Origin of the sequence: Streptomyces sp. NPDC047049, assembly GCF_040643995.1 — a bacterium.
In the GTDB taxonomy this organism is placed as follows: domain Bacteria; phylum Actinomycetota; class Actinomycetes; order Streptomycetales; family Streptomycetaceae; genus Streptomyces; species Streptomyces mooreae.
In genome coordinates, this window is the sequence record NZ_JBEYVM010000004.1 from 260,181 (window position 1) to 281,795 (window position 21,615).

The 21,615-nt window shown below is 71.2% G+C and carries 21 protein-coding genes; 9 read left to right on the forward strand and 12 right to left on the reverse strand.

The window, feature by feature from the left end:
• Positions 1-4: 4 nt before the first annotated feature.
• Together purB and ABZ851_RS12625 are read right to left on the reverse strand one after the other, a co-directional pair.
• A complete protein-coding gene (purB, locus tag ABZ851_RS12620) occupies positions 5-1,438 on the reverse strand; it encodes an adenylosuccinate lyase (RefSeq protein ID WP_361126230.1) in 1,434 nt (477 codons plus the stop codon).
• 145 nt (positions 1,439-1,583) lie between these two features.
• Positions 1,584-2,354, reverse strand: coding sequence for an SGNH/GDSL hydrolase family protein (locus ABZ851_RS12625; RefSeq protein ID WP_361125356.1), 771 nt, complete (start codon positions 2,352-2,354; stop codon positions 1,584-1,586).
• 125 nt (positions 2,355-2,479) lie between these two features.
• Between ABZ851_RS12625 and ABZ851_RS12630 the strand changes: the two genes are divergently transcribed.
• A complete protein-coding gene (locus tag ABZ851_RS12630) occupies positions 2,480-3,103 on the forward strand; it encodes a TetR/AcrR family transcriptional regulator (RefSeq protein WP_361125358.1) in 624 nt (207 codons plus the stop codon).
• On the opposite strand, the gene ABZ851_RS12635 is transcribed toward ABZ851_RS12630, so the two are convergent.
• The 8 genes from ABZ851_RS12635 to ABZ851_RS12670 all read right to left on the reverse strand — a co-directional run bounded on the left by ABZ851_RS12635 (position 3,078) and on the right by ABZ851_RS12670 (position 12,298).
• Entirely contained in the window at positions 3,078-4,394 is a 1,317-nt protein-coding gene (locus ABZ851_RS12635) for an FAD-dependent oxidoreductase (protein ID WP_361125360.1), read from the reverse strand. The genes ABZ851_RS12630 and ABZ851_RS12635 overlap by 26 nt on opposite strands.
• Before the next feature lie 148 nt (positions 4,395-4,542).
• On the reverse strand, positions 4,543-5,562 hold the full coding sequence (locus tag ABZ851_RS12640; protein ID WP_361125362.1) for a hemolysin family protein: 1,020 nt from the start codon (positions 5,560-5,562) through the stop codon (positions 4,543-4,545).
• Positions 5,559-6,902, reverse strand: a complete 1,344-nt coding sequence (locus ABZ851_RS12645; RefSeq protein ID WP_336049633.1) for a hemolysin family protein — start codon at positions 6,900-6,902, stop codon at positions 5,559-5,561. The genes ABZ851_RS12640 and ABZ851_RS12645 overlap by 4 nt, the downstream gene beginning before the upstream one ends.
• A gap of 310 nt (positions 6,903-7,212) precedes the next feature.
• The gene (locus ABZ851_RS12650) at positions 7,213-7,638 is read right to left on the reverse strand and encodes a GNAT family N-acetyltransferase (RefSeq protein ID WP_361125364.1); all 426 of its coding nucleotides are present in this window, start codon (positions 7,636-7,638) and stop codon (positions 7,213-7,215) included.
• Positions 7,639-7,926: 288 nt separating this feature from the next.
• Entirely contained in the window at positions 7,927-8,595 is a 669-nt protein-coding gene (locus ABZ851_RS12655) for a 1,4-alpha-glucan branching protein (RefSeq protein ID WP_361125366.1), read from the reverse strand.
• 429 nt (positions 8,596-9,024) lie between these two features.
• On the reverse strand, positions 9,025-9,498 hold the full coding sequence (locus ABZ851_RS12660) for a carboxymuconolactone decarboxylase family protein (RefSeq protein ID WP_361125368.1): 474 nt from the start codon (positions 9,496-9,498) through the stop codon (positions 9,025-9,027).
• Positions 9,499-9,677: 179 nt separating this feature from the next.
• The gene (locus ABZ851_RS12665; protein WP_361125370.1) at positions 9,678-11,306 is read right to left on the reverse strand and encodes a carboxylesterase family protein; all 1,629 of its coding nucleotides are present in this window, start codon (positions 11,304-11,306) and stop codon (positions 9,678-9,680) included.
• A gap of 86 nt (positions 11,307-11,392) precedes the next feature.
• Positions 11,393-12,298 carry an MBL fold metallo-hydrolase gene (locus tag ABZ851_RS12670; protein WP_361125372.1) on the reverse strand — a complete coding sequence of 302 codons (906 nt, stop codon included), beginning with the start codon at positions 12,296-12,298 and terminating at the stop codon, positions 11,393-11,395.
• A gap of 354 nt (positions 12,299-12,652) precedes the next feature.
• Here ABZ851_RS12670 and ABZ851_RS12675 point away from each other — a divergent pair, with 354 nt between their 5' ends.
• Entirely contained in the window at positions 12,653-13,615 is a 963-nt protein-coding gene (locus ABZ851_RS12675) for an Lrp/AsnC family transcriptional regulator (protein ID WP_361125374.1), read from the forward strand.
• A gap of 196 nt (positions 13,616-13,811) precedes the next feature.
• Positions 13,812-15,305 carry a helix-turn-helix transcriptional regulator gene (locus ABZ851_RS12680; protein WP_361125376.1) on the forward strand — a complete coding sequence of 498 codons (1,494 nt, stop codon included), beginning with the start codon at positions 13,812-13,814 and terminating at the stop codon, positions 15,303-15,305.
• A gap of 88 nt (positions 15,306-15,393) precedes the next feature.
• On the opposite strand, the gene ABZ851_RS12685 is transcribed toward ABZ851_RS12680, so the two are convergent.
• Together ABZ851_RS12685 and ABZ851_RS12690 are read right to left on the reverse strand one after the other, a co-directional pair.
• Positions 15,394-16,143: a DUF4232 domain-containing protein gene (locus ABZ851_RS12685; RefSeq protein WP_361125378.1), complete on the reverse strand. Its 750-nt coding sequence runs from the start codon at positions 16,141-16,143 to the stop codon at positions 15,394-15,396.
• 448 nt (positions 16,144-16,591) lie between these two features.
• On the reverse strand, positions 16,592-17,329 hold the full coding sequence (locus tag ABZ851_RS12690) for a MerR family transcriptional regulator (protein WP_361125380.1): 738 nt from the start codon (positions 17,327-17,329) through the stop codon (positions 16,592-16,594).
• Positions 17,330-17,376: 47 nt separating this feature from the next.
• Between ABZ851_RS12690 and ABZ851_RS12695 the strand changes: the two genes are divergently transcribed.
• From ABZ851_RS12695 to ABZ851_RS12720, 6 genes are all read left to right on the forward strand, one after another.
• On the forward strand, positions 17,377-17,832 hold the full coding sequence (locus tag ABZ851_RS12695; protein WP_361126233.1) for a DUF6194 family protein: 456 nt from the start codon (positions 17,377-17,379) through the stop codon (positions 17,830-17,832).
• Positions 17,833-18,005: 173 nt separating this feature from the next.
• The gene (locus tag ABZ851_RS12700; RefSeq protein WP_361125382.1) at positions 18,006-18,740 is read left to right on the forward strand and encodes an SDR family oxidoreductase; all 735 of its coding nucleotides are present in this window, start codon (positions 18,006-18,008) and stop codon (positions 18,738-18,740) included.
• Positions 18,741-18,766: 26 nt separating this feature from the next.
• Positions 18,767-19,240: a nuclear transport factor 2 family protein gene (locus tag ABZ851_RS12705; RefSeq protein ID WP_361125384.1), complete on the forward strand. Its 474-nt coding sequence runs from the start codon at positions 18,767-18,769 to the stop codon at positions 19,238-19,240.
• A gap of 825 nt (positions 19,241-20,065) precedes the next feature.
• Complete coding sequence (locus ABZ851_RS12710; RefSeq protein ID WP_361125386.1) at positions 20,066-20,626, forward strand: CAP domain-containing protein; 561 nt, start codon at positions 20,066-20,068, stop codon at positions 20,624-20,626.
• A 318-nt stretch (positions 20,627-20,944) separates the two neighbouring features.
• On the forward strand, positions 20,945-21,217 hold the full coding sequence (locus tag ABZ851_RS12715; protein WP_088801450.1) for a toxin-antitoxin system HicB family antitoxin: 273 nt from the start codon (positions 20,945-20,947) through the stop codon (positions 21,215-21,217).
• Positions 21,214-21,585 carry a fic family toxin-antitoxin system, toxin component gene (locus tag ABZ851_RS12720; protein WP_311625537.1) on the forward strand — a complete coding sequence of 124 codons (372 nt, stop codon included), beginning with the start codon at positions 21,214-21,216 and terminating at the stop codon, positions 21,583-21,585. The genes ABZ851_RS12715 and ABZ851_RS12720 overlap by 4 nt, the downstream gene beginning before the upstream one ends.
• The last annotated feature ends 30 nt before the right edge of the window (positions 21,586-21,615 follow it).

The following is a 21,615-nucleotide window of genomic DNA, read 5'->3' on the forward strand; positions in this document are numbered from 1 at the left end:
CGGGTCAGAGGATCGAGCCGGGCGTGTAGGCCGCGGCCTCCGGGTGCTGCTTGGCGATCTCCTCGATCCGGGCGACGACGGACGCCACCTGGTCGGCCGCCGCGCCGGTGAAGGAGAGCTTGTCCGCCATCAGGGCGTCCAACTGCGCCTTGTCCAGCGGGATCCGCGCGTCCGCGGCCAGCTTGTCCAGCAGCTCGTTGCGCTCCGCGCCCTGCTCGCGCATCGCCAGCGCCGATGCGACCGCGTTCTCCTTGATCGCCTCGTGTGCCTCCTCGCGGCCCACCCCGGCGCGTACGGCACCCATCAGCACCTTGGTGGTGGCGAGGAAGGGCAGGTAGCGGTCCAGCTCGCGGGCGATGACGGCGGGGAAGGCGCCGAACTCGTCGAGCACGGTCAGGAACGTCTCCAGCAGGCCGTCCAGCGCGAAGAACGCGTCCGGCAGCGCGACCCGGCGCACCACCGAGCAGGACACGTCGCCCTCGTTCCACTGGTCACCGGAGAGCTCACCGGTCATCGAGGCGTAGCCGCGCAGGATCACCATCAGACCGTTGACGCGCTCGCAGGAGCGGGTGTTCATCTTGTGCGGCATCGCCGAGGAGCCGACCTGGCCGGGCTTGAAGCCCTCGGTGACCAGCTCGTGCCCGGCCATCAGCCGGATGGTCTTGGCCAGCGAGGACGGGGCGGCGGCCAGCTGCACCAGCGAGGTGACCACGTCGTAGTCGAGCGAGCGCGGGTAGACCTGGCCGACGGAGGTGAAGGCCTGGCCGAAGCCGAGGTGCGCGGCGATCCGCTGCTCCAGATCGGCGAGCTTGGCGGCGTCACCGCCGAGCAGGTCGAGCATGTCCTGAGCGGTGCCGACCGGGCCCTTGATACCGCGCAGCGGGTAGCGGGAGAGCAGGTCCTCCAGGCGGCCGTACGCCACCAGCAGCTCATCGGCAGCGGTTGCGAAGCGCTTGCCCAGCGTCGTGGTCTGCGCGGCGACATTGTGCGAGCGGCCCGCCAGCACCAGTTCGGCGTGCTGGCCGGCCAGCGAGCCCAGGCGCGCCAGCACGGCGACCGTACGGTCCCGCATCAGCTCCAGGGACAGCCGCACCTGCAGCTGCTCGACGTTCTCGGTCAGGTCGCGGGAGGTCATGCCCTTGTGGACCTGCTCATGGCCGGCGAGGGCGTTGAACTCCTCGATGCGGGCCTTGACGTCGTGCCGGGTGACCTTCTCGCGCTCGGCGATGGAGGCCAGGTCGACGGTCTCCAGGACCCGCTCGTAGTCGGCGAGCGCCTGCTCGGGGACCTTCACCCCCAGGTCCTTCTGCGCGCGCAGCACGGCGAGCCACAGCTTCCGCTCCAGCTTGACCTTGTACTCGGGGGACCACAGCACGGCCAGCTCCGCGGAGGCGTAGCGGCCGGCCAGGACATTGGGGATGCGAGGCTTCGCAGACACAGCAGTCACGTGGTGAGAGTCTACTGGCGGTTTGCGCAGGCCGGCGGCCCGGTCCCGGCTGTACGTTCCTCCAAGCATTCTCCCGGGCATTCCCCGGGCCGGGACGCCGGGTGCGGTACCCGGCTTCCCGGCCGGGAGCGGGAGCTCAGCCCTCGTACGGCAGCAGCTCGGGGCGCTTGGCCGGGCGGCCGTCGCCCGACGAGCGGCCGGTCAGCCGCCGGCCTATCCACGGCACCAGATGCTCGCGCGCGAAGCGCAGGTCCCCGGCCCGCCGCGCACCCCAGCCCGGCGGTGGGGCGGCCGGCAGCGGTGCGTCCCAGTCCGACGTGGCGGGCAGCCCGAGCGCCTGCCAGACGGCCTCCGCCACCCGGAGGTGCCCCTCGGCGTTCAGGTGCAGCCGGTCCTCGGCCCACATCCGCGGGTCGGACAGCGCCCGCGACGCATACAGGTCGACGACCACCGCACCGTGCCGCGCGGCCGTCGCGTCGATCCGTGCGAACAACTGCTCCATCCGCGGCCGGTAGCGCTCCAGCACCGGCCCCTGCCGTCCCGGACTGCGCATCAGCACCAGCCGCCCGCCGCCCCGCGCCAGCAGGGCCGCGGCCTCCTCGAACCGCGCGCACACCCGGTCCACGTCGCACCGCGGCCGCAGAACGTCATTGAGCCCGCCGACCAGCGTGACCAGATCGGCGCCCATCGAGGCGGCCGGCCCGCACTGCTCGTCGGCGATCTGCCCGATGAGCTTGCCGCGCACCGCGAGATTGGCGTACCGGAAGCCGGGCGAGGCGGCCGCCAGCCGGGCGGCGAGCAGATCGGCCCAGCCGCGGTACGAGCCGTCCGGCAGCCCGTCCGACATCCCCTCGGTGAAGCTGTCGCCGACCGCGACGAAACTGGTGTAGTGAGCATTCATTCCCATGGCGCGGTGATCCTACCGCTCGCCATACCGCGCGGTATGGCGAGGTTCGCGGCGGTGCGCCCGGCACCTGCGGTGTACGGTCTGAAGTCGTCGTCAGGGCGAGGAAAGGTGCAGGTGGAAACGCGATGACTGCTCGCCGGGAGGCCGGACCCGACGCGCTGACCTTCACCGAACGGGGCCGCCGCCAACAGCTCATCGAGGCCACCATCGACCTGATCTCCACCCGCGGTTACCCCGCCACCTCGCTGTCGGCGATCGCCGAGCGCGCCGGGCTGTCCAAGGCCGCGGTGCTCTACCACTTCTCCTCGAAGGACAACCTGACCCGGGCGGCGCTGGAGCAGGTGATGGAGCAGTTCCGCGCGCACGTCGGCGAACGAGTGGCGCGGGCGGCCGGCCCGCGGGACGCGATCGTCGCCTACGTGCGGGCGATGATCGGCTACCAGCAGGCCCACCGCCGCCAGGTGCGCGTGATCACCGAGATGCTGCTCGACGACGAGGGAGGCACCCGGCTCAAGACGCCCGGCTCGCACGACACCCACGGCCGCTGGCAGGCCCTCGCCGCTTTGCTGACGGGAGGTCAGGAGGCGGGTGCCTTCCGGGAGTTCGATGTCCAGGTCGTTGCCCTGGCGATCGGCGGGGCGATCGACGGGGTGATCGCGCACTGGCTGGTCCACCCGGACCTCGACCTGGACGCCGCGGCCGCGGAGCTGGAGGAGTTCACCCTCAGCGCGATCGAGCCCCGGGCATGACCCGGGCGAAGGCGGGAGCCCGCTCGGGGCGGACCCCGAACCCGCCCAGATAGCCGGCCACCGTCCGCAGCGGCGGCACCCGCCGCAACAGCCGCATCGGCACCGGCAGCCGGTCCGCGTCGAGCGTGCCGTCCAGCGCGGACCGGATCATCGTGTGCTCGGCCTGCTGGGACTTCTGCACCACGGCCATCGGCAGGTGCCGCCGCTTCTGGACGCGCGCCAGATCGGCCACGCCGACCGTGCCGCGGCGCAGCGGCGCCGCCAGGATCCGGGCCGCCGCGACCGCGTCCTGCAGCGCCAGATTGACCCCCACGCCCCCGACCGGCGACATGGTGTGCGCCGCGTCCCCGATGCACAGCAGGCCGTCCCGGTACCAGCGCCGCAGCCGCCCGAAGGTCACCTCCAGCAGCTTGACGTCGTCCCACGAACCGATGGCGCCGGTCACCTCGTCGTCCCAGTCGAACAGCGCCCCGAGCCGGTCACGCAGCCACTGGATGTCGTGGGCGCGCAGCTCCGCGTCCCGGCCCTTCTTGATCAGATAGGACGTCTGGTAGTACGTGCCGCGGTCCATGGTGACCGCCGCCTGGCCGCCGCCGAAGCGCGCGAAGACCCGGCCGCTCTTGAGGTCGCCGGGAGGGGAGTCCCCCCTGCGCATGGGGGTCCCCCCGCTCGGGCGAAGCCGGGAGTGGGCGAGCAGTGGAGAGCTTGGGGGAGCGTCCACCCGTACCTGCCAGACGTCCATCGGAACCTCGAACAGCCGCTGCCGGAGCCCGGCCGCCTGCCGCACCCGCGAGTCCCGGCCGTCGCACGCGACCGTCAGATCCGCGGTCAGCTCGCCGGGTTTTCCGTGCTCGTCGCGGAAGCTCACCCCCGTGACGCGCCCGTTCTCGGTCAGCAGTCCGCTCACCTCGGTGTGCATCCGCAGGGTGAAGCGCGGCTCCTCGGCGGCCGCCCTCGCGAGCAGATCGAGGAAGTCCCACTGCGGGACCATGGCGATGTACTTGTGCCGGCCCGGGAGGTGCCGCATCTGTCCCAGTACCACCGTGGTGGTGCCCACCTGCGCCCGCATCTCCTCCAGCTTGGTGAACGGCAGCCGGGCGAACGCCTCGCCGAGGCCCAGTTCGTCCAGCAGCCGCAGGGTCGACGGATGAACGGTGTCCCCGCGGAAGTCCCGCAGGAAGTCGCCGTGCTTCTCCAGGACGGTCACCTCGACGCCGGCCCTGGCCAGCAGCAGTCCGAGCATCATCCCGGCGGGTCCCCCGCCCGCTATGCAGCACCTGGTGCGATCCATGCCCCTGCCCCCTCGTCGCGTCGGATGCGATGGCGACCGGTGCGGGCGCGCACACGACTGAGTGCGCAGTACGGCTGAGCGCGCACGCGTCTGACCGATCGGTCAACAATCTAACCGATCGGTCAGACGCTCGGGCTGCCGCCCCTCGTCAGGCCCCGGGCCGCTGCAGCACCAGCTCCCGGAGCACGTCCTCCATCGTCACCAGCCCGGCCAGCCGCCCGTCCTCGCCGATCACCGCGGCCAGATGCGTACGGGATCCGCGCATCGCCGCCAGCACGTCGTCCAGCAGCGTCGAGGCCTTGACCCGGGCGATCGGGCGCAGCGCGGACACCGGGAAGGGCACATCGCGCGGGGCGGCGTCCAGCGCGTCCTTGACGTGCAGATAGCCGAGGATGCGGCGGGTGTCGTCGACGACGGGGAAGCGGGAGAAGCCGGACTCGGCGGCCAGCTGCTCCAGCTCTTCGGGCGTGGCCCCCATCCGCGCGGAGACGACCTTCTCGGCCGGCAGCACCACATCCCTGACCGGGCGGCGGCCCAGCTCCAGGGCGTCCCGCAGCCGCTCCTGTGCGCGTTCGTCGAGCAGCCCGGCCGCCCGCGAATCCTCGACCATCTTCGCCAGCTGGTCGTCCGAGAAGGTCGCGGCGACCTCGTCCCTGGTCTCCACCCGCAGCAGCTTGAGCAGCGCGTTGGCGAGCGCATTGATCGCGTAGATCACCGGGCGCAGCGCCCGGGTCAGCGCGACCAGCGGCGGCCCGAGCATCAGGGCGCTGCGGACCGGTTCGGCCAGTGCGACGTTCTTCGGCACCATCTCGCCGAAAAGCATGTGCAGGTAGGTGGCCAGCGACAGCGCGATCACGAACGAGATCGGGTGGATCAGCGTGTCCGAGATCCCCACCGCGTGGAACACCGGCTCCAGGAGGTGCGCGATGGCCGGCTCGGCGACCGCGCCCAGCACCAGGGTGCACAGCGTGATGCCCAGCTGGGCGGCCGCCAGCAGGGCCGAGACATGCTGCAGCCCCCACAGCACGCTGGTCGCCCGGCGGTCACCGCGCTCCGCGTACGGCTCGATCTGGCTGCGGCGCACCGAGATCAGCGCGAATTCGGCCCCCACGAAGAAGGCGTTGACGACCAGCGTCAGCAGGCCCACGAAAAGCTGCAACCCGATCATCGGCGGGCCTCCGCGTCCTGCTCGTCATGGCTGCCCGGGAGCGGGGCGTGCAACAGCACCCGCGCGGCACGATGACCGGCGGCGTCCAGCACATCCATCCGCCAGCCGGCCACCTCCAGGGTGTCGCCGGCGACCGGTATCCGGCCGAGTTCGGTGGCGACCAGTCCGGCGAGGGTTTCGTACGGGCCCTCGGGCAGCCACAGGCCGATCCGCTGCAGCTGGTCGGTGCGGGCGGAGCCGTCGGCCTGGTAGACCCTGCGGCCCTCGGCGTCGGTGCCGGCCGGCGCCAGGTCGGGGGTCTCCATCGGATCGTGTTCGTCGCGGACCTCGCCGACCACCTCCTCGACGATGTCCTCCAGCGTCACCACGCCGGCCGTGCCGCCGTACTCGTCGATGACCACGGCCATCGTGCGCCTGCCGGAGAGCCGGTCCAGCAGCCGGTCGACGGTCAGCGTCGTGGGCACCAGCAGCGGCTCGCGCACCAGCTCGGACACCGGGTGCCGCGGCCGGCGTTCGGCCGGGACGGCGAGGACGTCCTTGATGTGCGCCACCCCGACGACGCTGTCCAGACTGCCGCGGTAGACGGGGAAGCGGGACAGTCCGGTCGCCCGGGTCGCGTTGGCCACGTCCTCCGCGGTGGACTGCACCTCCAGCGCGATCACCTGCACCCGCGGGGTCATGACGTTCTCCGCGGTCAGATCGGCGAGGTTGAGGGTGCGGACGAACAGCTCGGCGGTGTCGGGCTCCAGCGCGCCTTCCCTGGCGGAGTGCCGCGCCAGCGCCACCAGCTCCTGCGGACCGCGGGCCGAGGCCAGTTCCTCGGCGGGCTCCAGCCCCATCCGGCGGACCATGTGGTTCGCGGCATTGTTGAGATGCCGGATCAGCGGTTTGAAGGCGGCACTGAAGCCGCGCTGGGCGGTGGCCACCCGCTTCGCGATGGCCAGCGGGTCGGAGATGGCCCAGTTCTTCGGCACCAGCTCGCCGACGACCATCAGCACGACCGTCGAGATCGCCGTGCCGAGCACCAGGGCGGCCGATTCCGCCACCGAATGCGGCAGGCCCATCGCGTCCAGCGGTCCCGCCAGCAGGGTGGCGATCGCCGGCTTGGACAGCATGCCGATGACCAGGCCGGTGACGGTGATGCCGAGCTGCGCGCCGGAGAGCTGGAAGGTGAGGCTGCGGACCGCCTTCAGCCCGCTGTCCGCGCCCCGGTCGCCGCGCTCGGCGGCGCGTTCGAGGTCGCTGCGCTCGACGGTCGTCAGGGAGAACTCGGCGGCGACGAAGACCCCGCAGGCCAGGGTCAGAAGGAGTGCCACGCCCAGAAAGAGCAGGTCGGTCATCGAGTCACCTCCGTCCCATGATCGAACAGGATCGGGAGGTTCGCGCTCTGTCGAATGGATGATCGGCAACTGGGAGGCTCGTCCATGGCCGGACGCTCACACACCTTTCACTCGGGGGAGGAGGAGACTCCATGGTAAAGGATCAGCAAAGTAGCCGGTCGAGCGCGAGCCCGCCCCGTACCGGGGCCGGGCCGGGCTCTTTGTGCGTCGGTGCGTCGGTGCGTCGGTGCGTCGGTGCGTCGGTGCGTCGGTGCGTCGGTGCGTCGGTGCGTCGGTGCGTCGGTGCGTCGGTGCGTCGGGGGGCGGGCGCTCAGCCGTCGAGATGCTTGACCCAGCGGCTCCACTGCGGCTCGGGTGCGTAATCCGCCGCGCGCCACGCATGCTGCGCCGTTTCATTGCGGTCCAGCACCATCGCATCGCCGCGCCGCCCGCCCAGCGCACGGAACCGCTCCTCGGCGGCCGCCAGCAGCGCACCGCCGATGCCCTGCCTGCGGTGCCCGGGATGCACGGCCAGCCGGTAGAGGTGGCAGCGCCATCCGTCGAAGCCGGCTATCACGGTCCCCGCGAGGACGCCGTCGCGCTCCGCCAGGAGCAGCGCTTCGGGATCCCGGGTGACAAGCCGGGCCACTCCGTCGCGGTCGTCGCTGATGCTCGTTCCTTCCGCGGCCTCGCGCCAGAACTGCAACACGGTGTCGATGTCCGAGAGACCGGCGCAGCGGATCTGTAGATCGTTCATGCGACGAGCCAAACAGAACATCGGCCTCTCCGGCGAACGGTTTCACCACCGGTGGACCGACGACCGGCAGGCCGCTCACCTGTCCGCCACGAAGGCCCGCCCGGGACGCTTCCGGACGAAGCCGGCCGCCCCGGTGGGAAGTTCGCGACGCACGCCGGATCAGGACCGCAGAGAATACCGGCCGGGACGGGGCTGAATCCGACGGCAACCCGTGGATGATCTCCTGCGCGCCTGTCTGCCCGCCCTGTGCCTTCCTGCGGGCGAACGACGGGCCGTTGAAAGCAGGCCTCAGCTTCGAAGGCCGGTGTGCAAGGTGGCGAACAGTCCCGCGGCGCGGCTGCCGTCCGGCATGCGCCAGGAGCCGGCGATGTGGCCGGCCGTTCCCCGCGGGGCGAGGGAAGACGCCTCCGGAGTGGGCCGAAGTACCCGGTGCAGTCGGAGGACCATGCCGTTCAGCGTGGGCAGTTCCGTGTTCTCCCGGGTGTCGGTGGCAGCCGTGGCGAAGTCCGTGGGGAGGGGGCCGTCGCCGGTATAGGCGCAGGTGATGCCCCGGGCCGGGGTGCCCGTGGTGTTCTGGTCCTGGGCTTGTGCCCGGCCCTCGATGAGAGCCGGCAACTGGCCGATCAGCACCGGATCGTGGCAGCCGTCGTAGACCCAGCGCCGCCCCAGCACTCCGTGCTCCATGGTGCCGACGAGCGCGTGCCCGGCCCCGTCGAGCGGGGCGCCGCGATAGGTGAGGGGAACGAGGTAGGCGGCCGGGAGAGCGCCGCGGGCGTCGGTGACCACGATGAACTCGATCCCGACCTCGCCTTGCGGGTCGTCCAGCCGGAAGCCACCCGCGTTGGCCAACTCCGGCTCCCCCGTACTGCCGTCGCCGTACCACGGACGGGAGGGGAGCCAGGACGCCAGGAGCTCCAACTTGGTCGGTACGAGGCGGGTGTGGTGGATGACAGCCATGCCGAGAATGCTCCCCGTTACGCAGATGTGAATGTCCCCAGCTTTCCATCTGCAACGCGCTGATGGCGCGGTTTCCCGATGCCGAGGGGACAACGGCTCCGGCCCGTGACCCCTGACGACGCGCCAGATCGCACTCTCCCGGTAGACATGACCGGTCTTCGCCGAGATCCACTCTCGGAGTGCGGCAGGGTGGCGTCCGTACTTCCAGCAAGGCACGCTGACCGACACCACCCAGCCACGAAGATGCCCGGCGCCCTCACGGCCAGGGCCAAGCCCAGGGCCAAGCCCAGGGCCATGGACAAGGCCAAGGCCAAGGCCCTGGGAACACCCCGGAGGCCCCCCGGTGGGCACGGCTTCGCCGTCTCTTCGGTGCGGGACCCTCCTCTTCATGAGGGCGGCGAGGGGCGTGTCGTGCTCCCGGGCCCCGGGTTATGCGAACTGGCCGGGCCGGTAGTCGCCGGCGGGCTGCTGGATGAGGACGTTCGCCCGGTTGAAGGCGTTGATGAGGGTGATCGTGCACACCAGGGCGGCCAACTGCTCCTCGTCGTAGTGCTTGGCGGCGTTCGCCCAGGCCTCGTCCGTGACCCCACCGGCCGCATCCGCGATGCGGGTGCCCTGCTCCGTCAGTTCCAGCGCGGCCCGTTCGGCCTCGGTGAAGACCGTCGCTTCCCGCCACACCGCGACCAGGTTGAGGCGTACCGAGGTCTCACCGGCCGCGGCAGCATCTTTGCTGTGCATGTCGGTGCACGCACCGCATCCGTTGATCTGGCTGGCTCGGAGCTTCACCAGTTCCTGCGTCGCGGCCGGCAGCGTCGAGTCATCCAGCACCTTGCCTGCCGCGATGATGTGCTTGAAGACCTTGCTCATGGTCGGGCTGCCGAAGGCGTTAAGTCGGGCACTCATGGTGATCTCCTCTGGCGTTGTGGCACTTGCGTTCGTTATCGGTGCTTGCACCCTGATGACGAAACAGCGCGGCAGAATGTGACACGGGCGCCTGACCTGCGGCTTCCCTGCCGTGCCGCAGCGGGGGAGGGGAGGTCAAGGGGAGGTCGGGGAGTCCGTGCCGGGGCGGGAGGTCCGGGTCATGCCGGTTCTCCTGTGGTGGCCGAGGCGGGGGTTTCGTGGTGCAGGCGCCAGCTGCGGTCGATGTGCATGGTGGCGTGCTGGTCGGTGTCGTAGGGCTGCCAGCCGGGGTCGCCGTGGGTGGCGAAGGCGACCCAGGCGGCGTGGGTGCGGGCCGCTAGGTCCGCGACCTCCCGGTCCGGCAGGCCGGGGCCGAGAAGGGCGTGTTCGCCGTACAGCGCGGGGAGGTCTGTGCGGTCGAAGACGAAGGGCAGCTCGACGCAGTGGCAGGCGCCGAGGCGGCCGTCGAAGGCCGCGGACCGCCAGCCGAAGGTGTACGCGAAGGTCCGGGTGCCCGGGAGCGTGCTGTGGGCGTCCGCGAGCGCGCGGCTGCCGGCGGCGTACAGGTCGGTCATCAGGCGGGTTGCCAACTCGCCCGGCCCGGCACCGGGGAGCCGGGTGCGGTAGCGGGCCAGCAGAGCCCGGGGCCGGGCCGAGCGCCGTGCCGCGATGGCGTCCAGCGTGCGGGTGGTCATCGAGCTGATCGCACCGCTGGGGACGGTGTAGAGCGCGGCCTCGTCCGTGGTGGTGCCGATCAGGAGTTCTCGTGCCGTCACGGGCCCCGGGCCGTCAGGGCCCGCCGTACGGAGAACGCGTGCGGGCTGTTGTGACAGCAGGACGCCGTCGATCACGGGTTTGAAGGGGCTGGTGCCCAGGGACGGATCGAGGTGGCCGGTGAGGTCGGGACCGGTGGGCGGCACGGCGTGCAACGCGGCGGTCAGCCGGGCGTCGTCCACACCGTGGAACGCCTCGGCGCGGGGCGGCAGTCCGAGCGTCGCACACACCTGGCGCGTGACCGCGAGGCTGTGGCCGGCCGGGACGGCGCACAGGCCGTTGCCGCTCTGACTGATGGCCCGGCGGAACAGTCCGGTGGCCGGCGGAGCGGCCAGGAGGGCGGCGACGATCATCGCGCCGGCGGACTGGCCCGCCACCGTCACGCGCTGCGGATCGCCGCCGAAGGCCGGGGCGTTGTCCGCGACCCAGCGCAGTGCGGCGATGACGTCGAGCAGGCCGCGGTTCTCCGGAGCGCCGGGCAGGCTGAGCCAACCCGGTATGCCCAGGCGGTAGTTGAGGGTGACCAGCACCACTCCGTTGCGTGCGAACGGCCTTCCGTCGTACACGGCCGCCTGGCCGGTGCCGGAGAGGAAGCCGCCGCCGTGGACGAAGACCAGCACGGGCAGCCCGCCCGCACCCGGGTCCGGTGTGGTCACGGTGACGGTGAGGTAGGCGTCGCCCGCCATGGGGGTCGGGGTCGGTGTCGATATCGGTGTCGGTGGTGGGCCGGTGATCGGGGTGAGGTCCGTTCCTCCGAAACCCCTGCGGAGCGGGGCCGGAGCGGTGGGGCCGGGCCGGGTGGCGTCCCGGACACCGTGCCAGGTGGGGGCGGGGGCCGGCGCGGCGAAGCGGGCCGCGCCGACGGGTGTGGCGGCATACGGGATTCCGTGGAACACCTGCACCCCGTCCCGGTGCAGGCCGCGTACCCGTCCGCCGGTCGTGCGCACGACGGGACCACGCTGTGCGTCGGGCGCTGGTGCTGTGCCCCGGCGGGTCGGCTCCGGCCGGTAGGTGACGCGAGGGGCCCCGGTCATGCCGTGGTCCCCAGGCGCACCCTGGCTCCCCGTCGTGCCGTGACCCTCTGTCGTGCCGCGGCCGCCGGTCATGCCGTCGCTGCCGGTCATACCGTGGCCTCCAGCGACGCCCAGGAGCGGATGGCGAACCGGCTGCCGGACCGTTCGACCCGCATCCCCGGCCGCCCACCGGGCAGATGGGCCGGGAAGACGATCCGCCCCGTGTCGGCCGCCTCGCCGAGGACCCGGTGGCGCGAGTCGCGTGCGCCCGCAGGGTCCTCGCAGAAGCAGCTGTTGCACCGGGGCTCCACCACCTGCACCGGATTGTGCAGCAGGTCTCCCGTGAAGACGGCACGGTCCTGGCCGGAGGAGAGCAGCACCACGCACGAGCCCGGGGTGTGGCCGGGCGCCGGGGCCAGGGTCAGATTCTCGTCGATCACGAACGAGTCCTCCCACAGTGTCGCCAGGCCGGCGCGGACGACCGGTTCGACGCTGTCCTCGAAGACGTTGCGGTTGGCCTCTTCCATGCGGCGGGTGTGGTGGTTGGCGGGGTTCCAGAAGTCGTGGTCGGCACGCGGGATGAGGTAGCGGGCGTTCGGGAAGGTGGGCACCCACTCCCCGTCCACCAGGCGGGTGTTCCAGCCGACGTGGTCGGCGTGGAGATGGGTGTTGACGACGACGTCGACATCCTCCGGTGCCACCCCGGCCGCCGCGAGCCGCGCGAGGAAGCCGGTCTTCAGGCGGTGGAAGGCCGGCAGGGCGGGGCGTTCCTTGGCGTCGCCCACCCCGGTGTCGATCAGGATCGTCCGGCCGGCGCTGCGCAGCACCCAGGTCTGCACACACGTCTTCAGCAGTCCCGTTCGCGCATCCAGGAAATCGGGGGCGAGCCAGTTCCGGTGAGATTCCCAGGCCTCACGGGGGAGGTCGCCGAACATCTCCTCCGGCGGTCGGGTCGTGCCCTCGTACTCCACCGTCCGCAGCACCGATACGTGTCCAAGGGCGATCGGATTCATGGGTTCTCCTCAGGGGCGGGGGGGGCGGCGGGTGCGAGCGGGGCAGGCGCGGCGTGCTGTTTTCATGCGTGCAGCGTGCGGTATGCGCCGTATTCCTTCACGCTAGCACGCAGTCTGCGCGATGCGGGCGGAAGTGTGGCGTGATCCAGCAGTGATCGCTGCATCGATGCCGTATCCCCGCGCAACATTCCTCCCGGTGCCGGATTCCGGCAGTCGCTCGGCTAGGGTCGACAGTCGAAGGCAGTCGGTGTGGCTCGGCAGGCCCAGCGACGGGTGGCGAGGGGCTGCACGGCCGGTCAGGACGGGCGACGGCCGTGGACGACGCTGCGCCAGGAGCGCACGAGGGAGGACACCGTGATCGACGACATCGATCTCGATCTGATCGCCGCACTGCAGACCGCCCCCCGGGCGTCCTTCGACGTACTGGCCCGCGTCCTTGACAGCTCGTCCCGGACCGTCGCCCGCCGCTACGCCCGCCTCGTCGACGAAGGGCTGATGCGGGTGATCTGCGAAATCGAGTGGTCGCTGCTGGCCGAAGGCCTGCCCGCCACGGTGTGGATCGGGACCGACCCCGGACGGGCCCCCGAGGTGGCACGCGCCCTCGCCGCGCGCGCCGACACCCCCTTCGTGTCGCTCGCGTCCGGAGCGGCAGACGTCTTCTGCATGCTGCACGGCCCCACCCGGGCCGATACGACCCGGGCCCTGACCACCGCGCTGCCCGCGCTGCCGGGGATCCGCACGCTGCGTACCGAGTGGATGCTGCGCCGGCTCACCAGCACTTCGGCCTGGCGACTGCCTCGCCTGACGTCCGATCAAACCGCCGCGCTCACCGGACAGAACACCGTCCAGTCTGTCGCCCGCCCACGCGACACACCGCTGAGCGGCCTGGAACGCGACACCGTCGCCGCACTCCGCCACGACGCCCGGATGCCCTTCTCCACCCTGGCCCGCACCCTCGGCATCACCGAGTCCCGCGCCCGCCGCACCGTCGCCGCCTTGCTCGCATCAGGCCTGTTGCGTCCCCGCGTCGAGGTGGATCCACGGGACATCGGCTACGCGGTCGAGGTGGTGCTGAGCCTCGGCTGCCGCCCGGCCGCCGTACAGCGCCTCGCCGCCTCCCTCGCGGATCACCCCGCGACGCGATTCCTCGCCCTTACAGCGGCCTCTTCGGTCTTCACCTACGGAGGCGTCTACCGCGACGAGGAGCACCTTGCCGACTTCCTCACCGGCGGCTTCGAGGGCAGCGAGGAAGTCACCTCCCTGGAGTGCTCCTTGCAACTGGAAGTATTCAAGCGGTACTGGACGGACCGGCCTTGAGCTCCGCCGAACCGGTGCCGATGACCGTGTCGGCGCGCAAAGTGGGCCGGCGCCCTGCAGAATCCAGTACCGGGAATCCGGTACCGGCAGAGGAATTGGCGATGTCGGTGCGGGGTGGGGCGGGGCGGTCCGGCTCGGGCGGCCGTGTTGGGTGAACGGTCCGTGCGCGGAGTGCGCCGGCGGGGAGGGAGTGACAGTGGGGGCGGTCGAGGAAACATCCGGGGTCGCGGCACTGCTCAAGGAGTTGAAGGACCACTCCGGGCACAGCTACGGGGCGCTCGCCAAGCGGCTGCACATGAGTACGTCGACGCTGCACCGCTACTGCAACGGCGATGCGGTGCCGACGGAGTACGCACCGCTGGAGCGGCTGGCACGACTGTGCCGGGCGACGCCGGACGAACTGGTGGAGCTGCACCGGCGCTGGATCCTGGCGGACGAGGCGCGACGCCGGGAGCGAGACCGCAAACAAGCAGGCAGGGCCACGGCGGTTGTTGCCGTGGAGGGGGAGACGGTTGGTGGGGCGGGGGCTGGGGCCGGGGCTGAGGACGGGGGTGGGGCTGGGGCAGGGCCCGAATCCGAGCCCGATACCGATACCGAGCCCCAAACCGAGTCCCGAACGGAAATCGCAACCGAGCCCGGGGCCGGCCGCGGGGCCGGTTCCGGCGCCGCGGCCGTGCCACCACCGGCTCACCCCGCGGCAGCCTCCGCCTCCGCCCGGGTCGCCGAGATCAGCGTCGCGGGGCGGCCCGTGACCCAGGCGGTGCCCGGGGGCCGCCGCCGGCGTATCGCACTGACGGCCGGGATTGCCGTGGCCGCCGTAGCCGTCTCCGCCGCGCTTGCCGCCGGACTGGTCGCCGGCGAGGACAGGCACGGCCGCGAGGCGGCGGCCGAGCGGACCGCAAGTGCGGAGAGCGGCAACGGGGCGGTGGGGGCCGAGGGCGGCCGGTTGCCCTCGGCGTCCGCGCAGCCGCCCGCTACGGGGAGCACGGGCCCGTCCCCGTCCCCCTCCCCGTTCCTCTCCCTCTCCCCGTCCCGTACGGCCGGCGGCGGAGAGGCGAACGGGCCGGACACGGACGACCGGGCCGGGCTCCCGGTGAGTGTGGATGTCCGCCCGTACCGCTGGGAGAGCCCGTGCAGCCAGCGCTACTTGGTCGACCGGGACCCCGGCACGATGGGTCCGCCGCCCTCCGAACAGGACGCCCGGGGCTGGATTTCGTCGCTGGGCGCGGTCTCGGCGGACAGCCAGCTGGTGGAGGTCTCGGTGCAGGGCACGGGGGACAAGACCGTGGTGTTGCACGGGCTGCGGGTGCGGGTGGTGAGCAGTGCCGCGCCGCCCGCCTGGAATGCCTACAGCATGGGCGTGGGCTGCGGCGGCGGCATCACCCCCAAGACGTTCGGGGTTTCCCTGGACGCGCCGCAGCCCAGCATCGCGCCGCAGGGCGGACAGCGGGACTTCCCCTACAAGGTGAGCGAGCGGGACCCCGAGGTCTTCAAGATCACCGCGCACGCCGGGGTCCGCGCGGTGCGCTGGTACCTGGAACTGGAGTGGTCCAGCGGAAACCGGCACGGCACGCTCCGCATCGACGACAACGGGGAGCCGTTCCACACCAGTGGAATGGAGGGCCGGCCGCAGTACGACTACCCGCTGGGCGGCAGCAAATGGATCCCCGCCCCGAAGGAGGACGGCTGAGCCCGGCCGCGGCGCCCCGACCGCTGCCGGCCGCGGGCCGCGACCGGTTACCGGGCCGGGCGCCTCCGACCGGATCAGCGGCGCTCGCTCACCAGGTCAGCGCGTCCTCGGAACGGGACTGCCAGTAGGTGACCCATGCCGAACTGTCGGTGTGGACCCCTCCGTTGGGCAGCGTGAGGCGCACGGACGGGCCGGTGGATCCATCGCCCGCCCGGTTGCCGAACAGGACGCCCAGGGTACGGGCGGTGTGGCCCTCGCTGCCCGAGCCGTCAGCGGACTCGTACATGATTCCCGCGTACGCCGACTCGCCCGGCGCAAGGGTCACCACGGCCTGCGGCTTGGAGGCTTCGAGGAACATGGTGGCGGCCTGCCCGTCGTCCCAGCGGAGGTAGGGCGCGCCGTAGGCGTTGCAGGGCACGGAGCCGGTGTTGGTGGCCGTCAGCAGCATGTGGTTGACGGGGCGACGGACCTTGGTCACGGTGACCTTGACGTGCGCGCCGGTGCAGGCGGCGGTCGTCACCCGGCTGCCGTTGGCCTGTCCGGCGGTCTGACCGGAGCCGTTCTTACCGGTGTTCCCGCCGCCGGAGGCGCCCGACGACAGGGCGGCCTTGGACGCGTGACCGCTCTTGGCGGGGCCGCTGTCCTTGCCATTGCTGTCGCCGTCGCCGCCCGATGGGGACTGAGCATCCTGGCCGCCGTTCAGGGGCCGGGAGGACGCGGTCGGGGCCTGACTGCCGTTGTTCTTGGTGGTGTCGTTCTGGCAGGCGGTCAGCGCCAGGCTTGCCGTCAGGACGGCGGTAGCGGCGACGAGCTGGGTGGCGCGACGGGTGGTGCGCATGGTGAGTGGATGCCTTCTGTTCGGTTGCGTGGGGTCGGAATGCGTGCCGTCAGAGACGGTCGACGAGCAGGAGGAAGACGGTCGCAGCCGATGCGACGAACACGGCGACAGCTACCGCGTCGGTGATGTCGGCACCGCCGAGCCGGCGGAGTCGGAAGCGTGTCCGCACGGTGTCTCCCTTCGGTATGCGGCATACGGACGGCCTGAGACCAGAGGCCCGTGGAGGCCTGAGCTATGCGGCATGCGGCCGTGGTTGCTTGCCGGCCTCAGCTTGCGGCGCCCTCTGTCCCGGGCGCCACGGCCGACGCCGAAAACGGGACGCCGGAACGCTCGTACACCATCTGACCTGCGGGAACGACACCTTCCTGGAACGCCGTGACGGGACGTAGGAAGCGGGGATGCGGGGAACAGGAAGAGGGAAGGGGGAAGCGATATCCCGGATGCGCTCTTATCCCCCGGCCGACTCGACGACGACGGCCAGGTCGGCGCCCGCTCGGAGGAGCGCCACGGTGCGTGCGGCGATCTGCTCCAGACGCTGCTGCAGGATGCGTTGGGCCTCTCCCGGGCCGTCGAGTTGCCCCAGGGAGTCCATGGCCTCGCGCACGGCGGGAATGCCGTAGCCGGCGCTGCGGAGAGCGGTCACGATGCGCGCTGCTCCGATGGCCGACAGGCCGTAGCGACGTGCGCGCAGAGATGTCACCCGCTCAGGGGCGACAAGCCCTTCCTGCTCCCAGAACCGCAGGGTCGAGGGGCGTACGCGGAGCGCTTCGGCGAGTTCCGTGATCGTCATCGCGTCGCTCTCGTGCTCGAACGCGGTTGCCTCCGCTTCGGCCTGGATCGCCCGCAACGCCTGTTGGGCGCGCAGCGCCTCCTCACGTTCCCGAGCGAGCCGGACATGGACCGCATTGATCGCCGAGGCCGCCTCCGCGACCGTCTCCGTTCGCAGCCGTGTGAGCATCTGCCGGGCTGCGGCAGGCCCCATGGCACCCGCGAGTCCCCGGTAGGCCCGCAGAGCATGCACGTGAAGCGGTGTGTAGGAGCGGTAGCCGTTGCCCGATCGGGCGGCTGCGGGAATGACCCCCAGCCGTTCCAGGTCGCGCACCTGTTGCACCGAGTACCCCGACTCCCTGGCCACGTCGACGGTCCGCAGCAGTACCCGCGGCGCACCGCTCGCCGGCTTGCCCATCGGCCAACCCCACATAAGCACTTGAAGGTGATGCTTGACCCATGAGTATGGAACAGATCCTCACGGCCGTACGGGGCTTCGACGGCGCGCTCGTGGTCAGCCCGGAGCCCGGCGGCGACTTCCCCGAGTTCACGTGGGGGAGTGCCTTCTTCTCTTTCGCCCCCGGCGGTCAGCTGCCGCAGAACGTCCAGCCCTACGGCACGATCGTCGTCAAGAACTACCCCGACGACGCCGCTTCCGCCCTTGACGCTCCGGACCGGTGGCGCGTGAACATCCACGTCGGCCCAGCGACGTTCCGGGAGCTCACCGGGGAGGAGCCACGCCGTCTCACCCGGCCTCGCGACTACGCAGCCACCGACAGCGTGATGCCGCACCCGGTGTACGGGCCACTCGGCTGGCTCGCTGTCGTCAACGCGGGGGAGCGGACCACGGACACGGTGGTGCGGCTTCTGCACGAGGCCCACGACGCGGCGCGTGCGAGGTTCACACGGCGACGGTCATAGAACGCCTCAGACAGACAGACAGACAGACAGGCAAGCAAACAGGCAGACGGACCGGCCGGGAGTGTTCCTGGGTGCGCGGTACCCAGGAACAGCCTGTCCTGGTTGCTCCTTCCACTGGCGTCCAGGCTCCGGAGAGCGGACCACCCGCCCGTTCTCTACAAGGAGCCAACGACATGCCCACACCCCCCAAGGTCGTCGCGATCACCGGCGCGAGCAGCGGTATCGGTGAGGCGACCGCGCGCCGTCTGGCGGCGGACGGACACCGGGTCTTTCTCGGCGCGCGCCGCACCGGCCGGCTGGAGCGCCTGGTCGAAGAGATCACGAAGGAGGGTGGCACCGCCGCCTTCGCCGAGCTGGATGTCACCGACGCGGCAGACATGCGCGCGTTCGTCGAGGCGGCGCTGCGCCGGTACGGCCGGATCGATGCCCTGGTGAACAACGCGGGGGTGATGCCCCTCTCCCCGCTGGAAGCGCTCAAGACCGATGAGTGGGACCGCATGATCGACGTGAACGTGCGGGGAGTCCTGCACGGCATCGCCGCCGCCCTCCCCGCGATGCGCACACAGGGCGGCGGGCACTTCGTGAACATCGCCTCCGTCGGCGCGTACGAGGTCTCGCCCACCGCCGCCGTCTACTGCGCCACCAAATTCGCCGTCCGCGCGATTTCCGAAGGGCTGCGCCAGGAGTCGGCAGGGGACATCCGGGTCACCCTCGTCTCTCCCGGCGTGACCGAGTCCGAACTCGCGGACAGCATCTCCGACCCCGCGGCCAAAGAGGCGATGAAGACCTACCGCGCCGTGGCACTGCCCGCATCGGCCATCGCGGAGGCCATTGCCTACGCCCTTGCACAGCCGCCGCAGGTCGACGTGAACGAGATCGTCGTCCGTCCCACCGCAAGTGCCCAGTGACCCACCCCGAAAGGAAAGGAGCGGGTATGCCACCCACTGCCGCCGACTACGACAGCCTGGTACGAAGACTGCGGGACCTGGAGGACAAAGAAGCCCTGCGCGCCCTCATGATCCAGGGGTGGCGGGCGCTCGACCGCAAGGACTGGCGGACCTGGATCGCCTGCTGGACCGACGACGCGGTGCTGGAGTTCGGGCCGTGGGAGGAAATCCACGGGAGGGACGCGATCCGGGCGACGGTGGAAGCAGCGGAATCGCCGTATCCGAGCATGCAGCATCACCTCCTGAACATGCACTTCGACATCGACGGTGACCGGGCGACCGGCATCGGCTACATGTGGTTCGTCGCCGTCACCGAAGCCGCGAAGACCTCCTCCCCCTACGCGATGGGAGGACCGTACGACTGGGAGTTCAGGCGGGGCCCCGACGGCTGGCTCCTGACGCGCCAGAGGCTCGGTGTCCGGTGGACCCAGGGGGAGGACGCCCTGAAGGCCTTCGGGTAGCGGGGCGGGCCGGGGAGCCGGGGCGCGGGCATCGCAGCGGCTATGACACCGCCAACACCGCACTGACTGCACCTCCCCGGGTGCCAGGCGCATGAGGACCCCGCACGTGCCGGCCCGGGCCCGGCTGGTGCGGGCCCGGCTGATGCGGCCTGCCGTCAACGGCCCCGACGGGCGGCGGCGCGCCGAAAAATAGCCTCCGGAATACCAGAGAGCAGACCCCGATATCCGCGCGGGGTCCCGCGCTGCCCCCAGGCGTAGGTTTTCTGTGGCTGGGCCGCAATTTCCTTTCCCTGGCGAGGGGGAGGCAGCTTCTCGGTGGTTGGATTTCTCGGACCGGAGGCACGGGGGGTGCCAGATCTTTCGCGTAAGGGCGTAGTGGCGGCGGTCTTTCGGCGATGAACCCACGGGCCTACTTGTGCATATCGGGCAACCAAGGCGGCGTAGTCGGTGAACTCGCCCGTGCAAAGGTGTTGTTGACGTCTTCCAGGCAGATGGCCGGGTCGGGGAGGGGGAAGCGTCAGGCCTTCGAAGTGTGGTGAAAAGCGGGCGTGTTCCCGCATTACGGCCGGACCGGGCAGGGAGTCACACAACGCTGGCCGGGAGTCCAGGGGGGTAATTGCTTTGTTACGGTAATCCCGCTCTCGGAAGGGCAGTTCGGTTCACCGGGCGAGCCTGCGAGGGAGAATGGGTGCCTTCCGTGTGCCCGTCCCCTTGCCTTCCGTATCCCCCATGGAGAAGATTTAGTTGAACGTGAAATTCTCTTCGCCGAAGCGTGAGTCGCGCGGTGCACACCGGCGCAGGGCCAGGATGATTCCGCTCGGTATCGTGGCCACAGTCGGCGTTCTTGGCGGATCGCTGGCCGTTTTCCACTCCCAGGGCAACGCGAAGGCCAGCGAGGCCTTCCCGCCGGCCGCGCCCTCAGGTGCCGCCACGGCCACCCCGGGCGAGCGGCCTTCCGCTCCCGCGTCCGCGCCGGCCGCCACCGAGCGGGGCACCGGCAAGGTCGACCGCTACGAGGCGGAAATCAACCGGCTCGTCAACGACGCCCGGAAGAAGCACGGTTGCGAGCCACTGCACCGCGACCCGCGTATGGACAAGGCCGCCCGGCTGCACAGCCAGGACATGGCGGCCCACGGCTTCTATGCGCACACCGGCCCCGACGGCAAGGGCCCCAAGGAGCGAATGGAGGCACAGGGTTACGACGACGCCTCCGGGGAGAACATCGACGCCTGGCCGAGGACTCCCCAGGGCGCGTTCGACGCCTGGATGCACAGCCCCGGCCACCGCGCCAACATCCTCAGCTGCCACTCCAAGGGCACCGGCATAGGCGTCGCCCTGGGCGGCAAGCTCCGGGCCTACTGGACCCAGGACTTCGGCTACAAGTAAAACGCCGGCCCGCGGGGCGCCGCCCGCCTGATGACCGCGCTGCACGGCATCCGGTGGGCGGTGCCTGGTGCGCGAGGGGCGGCCGGGGTGAAGGCCGCGTCGCCGGCCCCGGTCCGGCCGTCCTGAAGGCGATCTTCCGGTACGTCGCTGGTCTCCCGTGCGCTCCGCCGGTCTCCCGCGCGCCCCGTTCGTCTCCGGCGGATCCGCCGCTTTCCCCTCCCTGCCGTCCCCCTCCTTCCCGCCCTCCGGACCATCCAGTACTTGCCCCGGGCCGACCCGTGCTTGCCGCTGCTAGCGGATGCGCGCTAGCTTGGAGGGGTGGCGAAGACACAGCTGAACGTCCGTGTGGATGAGGCCACCGCCGAAGCGGCGCGGGAGCGCGCCCTGCAGCGGGGAGTGAGCATGAACCGCTATATCGAAGAGCTCGTCCTCAAGGACGCCGGTGAGGTCGGCCAGACCTTCGTCGAGGCCGCCTCCGACTTCATGAAGCAGTACGAGCGCGTCTTCGCCGAGGAATTCGGCCTGGAACCGGGCGGCGCCGACGGCGTCGCGACCGCCACCCACCACGAAGGACTGCCGGGCACCACGTGACGCTGCGCATCGACCTCTCCTGGCTCCTTCTGATCGCCGAACAGCACACACCCGGAGACCCCCAGGTCACCGACTGGGGCGCGCTGGTGGCTGCCGTCAGCCGCCATGAAGCCGAGATATTCGGTGTGCCCGTCTACACCGCACCCCAGGACCGTGCCGCCTCCCTCCTGCAACTCCTGCTCCAGGTACCGGCGCTGGAGCGTTCGAACGCCATGTTCGCGACCGCCGTCGCCTATGGCTACCTCGTCGCCAGCGGGCTGAAGATCACCATCTCGCCCGAGCAGGTGCGTGACCTCGCCCGCCTCGTCAAGGAGGGCACGGCCGACGTCCGCACCATCGCGGACGAGCTGCGCACCTGGACGGTGTGAGCGCCGCCTGCCGGAGGGCGCCCGAAGGCC